Origin of the sequence: Actinomadura sp. GC306 (genome assembly GCF_004348665.1) — a bacterium.
Taxonomy (GTDB): Bacteria; Actinomycetota; Actinomycetes; order Streptosporangiales; family Streptosporangiaceae; genus Spirillospora.
The window spans coordinates 1-3,487 of sequence record NZ_SMKM01000422.1; the positions used below are offsets into that span (position 1 = coordinate 1).

5 protein-coding genes are annotated in these 3,487 nt (G+C 74.3%); 1 reads left to right on the plus strand and 4 read right to left on the minus strand.

The features are described from left to right. Positions 1-638: hypothetical protein (locus E1200_RS35090; RefSeq protein WP_243709013.1), on the minus strand; the 638-nt coding region annotated here is incomplete at its 3' end. A 173-nt stretch (positions 639-811) separates the two neighbouring features. Between E1200_RS35090 and E1200_RS32035 the strand changes: the two genes are divergently transcribed. Then, entirely contained in the window at positions 812-1,249 is a 438-nt protein-coding gene (locus tag E1200_RS32035; RefSeq protein WP_131956211.1) for an ROK family protein, read from the plus strand. Positions 1,250-1,262: 13 nt separating this feature from the next. Here the strand turns inward: E1200_RS32035 and E1200_RS32040 are convergent, their stop codons facing one another. The 3 genes from E1200_RS32040 to E1200_RS32050 form a co-directional block, all read right to left on the minus strand. Next, positions 1,263-1,670, minus strand: a complete 408-nt coding sequence (locus tag E1200_RS32040; RefSeq protein WP_131956213.1) for a cupin domain-containing protein — start codon at positions 1,668-1,670, stop codon at positions 1,263-1,265. Next, positions 1,670-2,491: a phosphoenolpyruvate hydrolase family protein gene (locus E1200_RS32045; protein WP_131956215.1), complete on the minus strand. Its 822-nt coding sequence runs from the start codon at positions 2,489-2,491 to the stop codon at positions 1,670-1,672. Before E1200_RS32045 ends, E1200_RS32040 begins: the two co-directional genes overlap by 1 nt. Beyond that, positions 2,488-3,487 (minus strand): Tm-1-like ATP-binding domain-containing protein (locus E1200_RS32050; protein WP_131956218.1); only part of this gene is annotated, 1,000 nt, incomplete at its 5' end. The genes E1200_RS32050 and E1200_RS32045, both read right to left, overlap by 4 nt.

The window sequence follows — 3,487 nt, forward strand, 5'->3', positions numbered from 1 at the left end:
GCCGCCAGTGCCGCGGGGGCCGCCAGCCGTCCGAGCCGTTCCGCGAGCCGGTGCCCGACGAGCCCGACCACCACCAGCCCGAGCGCGAACGCCGACGGGTAGAGGGCGACCTCGGCGCGCGGGAGCCCGCGCTCGGCGCGCAGCTCGGGCAGGATCGCGCCGAGCGCCGTCAGCAGGTAGCCGAGGCAGCCGAACGCGAGGTAGAGGCCGAAGGTCGAGGAGGTGCGCCGCAGCACCGCGGTCTCGCTCATGGTCACCCCGGGGAGAGAATATGCTCGTGCCACGAGGATAAATCGGAACGGCCAGGATGTCACCATGCAGCCGAAGACCGCGCACTCGGCGCGGGCCCTGCGCAGCCAGGGCGCGCTGGCCGTGCTGCGCCACGTCCACGCGCACCCGTCCGCGACCAGGGCGGACGTGGCGCGCGCGCTGGGGTTGAGCAGCGGGTCCGCCACCGAGATCACGGCCCGGCTCAAGGCCGCGCGGCTGGTGCGGGAGACCCCGCCGGCGCGCGCGAGCGGGCGCGGCCGGCCGTCCCCCGTCCTCGGGGCCCATCCCGAGGGCCCGCTGGTCTGCGTGGTCGCCATCAGCCACGAGCAGTGGCGGGTGGCCTGCGTGGAGCTCGGCGGGCGCGTCATCACCGAGGACACCGGCCGCCACACCGGCTCCCCCGCCCTCGTCGGAACGCTCGCCTCGCACGTCGCCGCGCTGCACGCCCACTACGGCGGGCGCGTCCGCGCGGTGTCGGCCGGTGTCGCCGGCACGGTCAGCGGGACGACGATCATTCAGGCGTCCGGGCTGGGTTGGCGCGATGTCGCCCTCGACCCGCTGCAGCCGCCCGGTGTCCCCCTGCTCGTCGGGAACGACGCGTCGCTCGTGGGGCTCGCCGACGCCCGCCGACCCGCGCACCACGGCCGGCGAGATCATCGCGTCGGCGGCGGCCGACCCCGCGGCGCTGGAGGCCGTCGCCCAGGCCGCCCACGCATTCGGACGGGGCATGGGCGCCCTCGTCAACGCGCTCGACCCGGACGTCGTCACCCTCTCCGGCCTGGCCCTCGACCTGGCCGCCCGCACGCCCGCGTCCCTCGCGGACGGCTACACCTCGGCCCTCATGCGCTACCGCCGCGCCGAACCGCCACCCGTCCTGCACTCCCCCCTCGGCCCGCAGGGCCCGCTGATCGGCGCCGCCGACACCGCGTTCGACGTCCTGCTCACCGAAGACGGCCTGGAGACCTGGTCACGCACCTGACCTGGCCACGCGCTCAACCCCGACTCCACTCGGGCACCGCCCCGGCCGCGAGGAGGCGCAGGTCCGGTGCGGCCTCCAGAGCCTTCTCCTCGCCGCCCGGCGTGTAGGTGACGATCAGCCGGAGCGGGCGCCACGTCGCGTTGTACGTCGAGTGCCAGACGCCCTTCGGGATGTGGACCGCGTCGCCCTCGCCGATCCGGAACGGCTCGCCGTCGTCCACCATCTGCGCCGCCTCCCCGGAGATCACGTAGATGACCTCCTCAGCGCCCGGATGGTTGTGCCGCGCGTGCCCCTTGCCGGGATTGACGATCACCTCGCCGAACGTGCTGCCCGCGCCGGGCACGGACGACGGTGTGACGAACCATTTGATGGACCCCCAGTCGAAGGTCATCGTCGTCACGTCTCCCGGATTGACCAGCATCAGAGCTCCAGATCCTTGAAGGCGGCCACCTGCCGCGTGATGGCCCGCTCGGTCGGCAGGCGCTCGACCGAGGACGCCCCGAAGAAGCCGACGACGCCCTCGGTGCGGGAGAGCACGTACGCCGCGTCGTCCGGTTCGGCGATGGGCCCGCCGTGGCACAGCACCAGGACTTCCGGGCGGACGGCGAACGCGGCGTCCCGCATGGCCTGGACGCGCTCGACCGCCTCGTCCAGCGTCAGCGCCGTGCCCGCGCCGATGCTGCCCTTCGTGGTGAGCCCGACGTGCGGCACGAGGACGTCGGCGCCCGCCTCCGCCATCGCCCGCGCCTGGTCCTCGTCGAAGACGTACGGGGCGGTGACCAGGTCGCGCTCGTGCGCGAGCCGCACCATCTCGACCTCCAGGTCGAAGCCCATGCCGGTCTCTTCGAGGTTCTGCCGGAACACGCCGTCGTACAACCCGACCGTCGGGAAGTTCTGCACTCCCGCGAAGCCCATGGCCTTGAGCTGATCGAGGAACACCGGCATCAGCCGGAACGGGTCGGTGCCGCACACTCCGGCCAGGACGGGCGTGTCCGCCACGACCGGCAGCACCTCGGACGCCATCTCCACCACGATCTGGTTCGCGTCGCCGTACGGGAGCAGCCCGGCCAGCGACCCGCGCCCCGCCATCCGGTACCGGCCCGAGTTGTAGATGATGACCAGGTCGACCCCGCCGGCCTCCGCGCACTTGGCGGACAGCCCGGTGCCCGCCCCCGCGCCGATGACGGGCCTGCCCTCCGCGACGGTGCCCCGGAGCCGCTCCAGGACGGTTCCCCGCTTCATCCCGCTCCCTCCGAGATCATCTGGTGCAGCCGGTCGGCCATCGCGCGGCCGAACGACGGATCGTTGATGTTCACGTCGAGCCGCTCCGTCTCCACCGCGCCCGCCATGGCCGCGAAGCACGCCTCGTCCGCCGCCGGGTCATGGAACGGCATGCCCGGCGCGTCCAGCGCCGACACGCCCCCGAGCGGGACGAACAGCGCCGCCGGCCCGGTCGCGGCGGCCAGCTTGGCCGCCACCCGCCGCCCCAGCTCCGCCATCTCCTCCGGCGTCGTCCGCATCAGCGTCACGGTCGGATTGTGGACGTACAGGACGCGCCCCTCGAACCGCTCCGGGACGGTCTCGCGCGGCCCGAAGTTGACCATGTCCAGCGCGCCGGGCGCCACGACCTGCGGCACCCCGCGCCGTCCCGCCGCCGTCAGCCGCTCGGGCCCGGCCGACAAGACCCCTCCCACCAGGTCGTCGGCGAGCTCCGTCGTGGTCAGATCGAGCACGCCCTCGACCAGCCCGCTCTCCACCAGCCCTTCGAGCGCCCGGCCGCCCGCCCCGGTGGCGTGGAAGACGAGCACCTCGTAGCCCAGCTCTTCGAGCCGCACCCGCGCGGCGTCCACCGCCGGTGTCGTCACCCCGAACATCGAGGCCGCGACAACGGGCCGCTCGTCCGCCGCGGGCGCCGACCGCGCCGCCTCGTACGCCCGCGCCATCCCGGCCGCCGCTGCCGCCGCGTTCCCGAGGACCAGCCGCGTCACCCGGTTCACGCCCGCGATGTCGGCGACGCTGTACATCATCGTGACGTCCTTCGCACCCACGTACGGCGTCACGTCCCCGGACGCCATCGTGGACACGATGAGCTTGGGCAGCCCGATCGGCAGATCCCGCACGGCCCGCGCCGCGATCGACGACCCGCCGCTCCCGCCGACCGCGAGCACGGCATCGACCCGCTCCAGCCCGGCGAGCACGGCCGCCGCGCCCTCCCCCATCGCCGTGACGGCCGCCCCC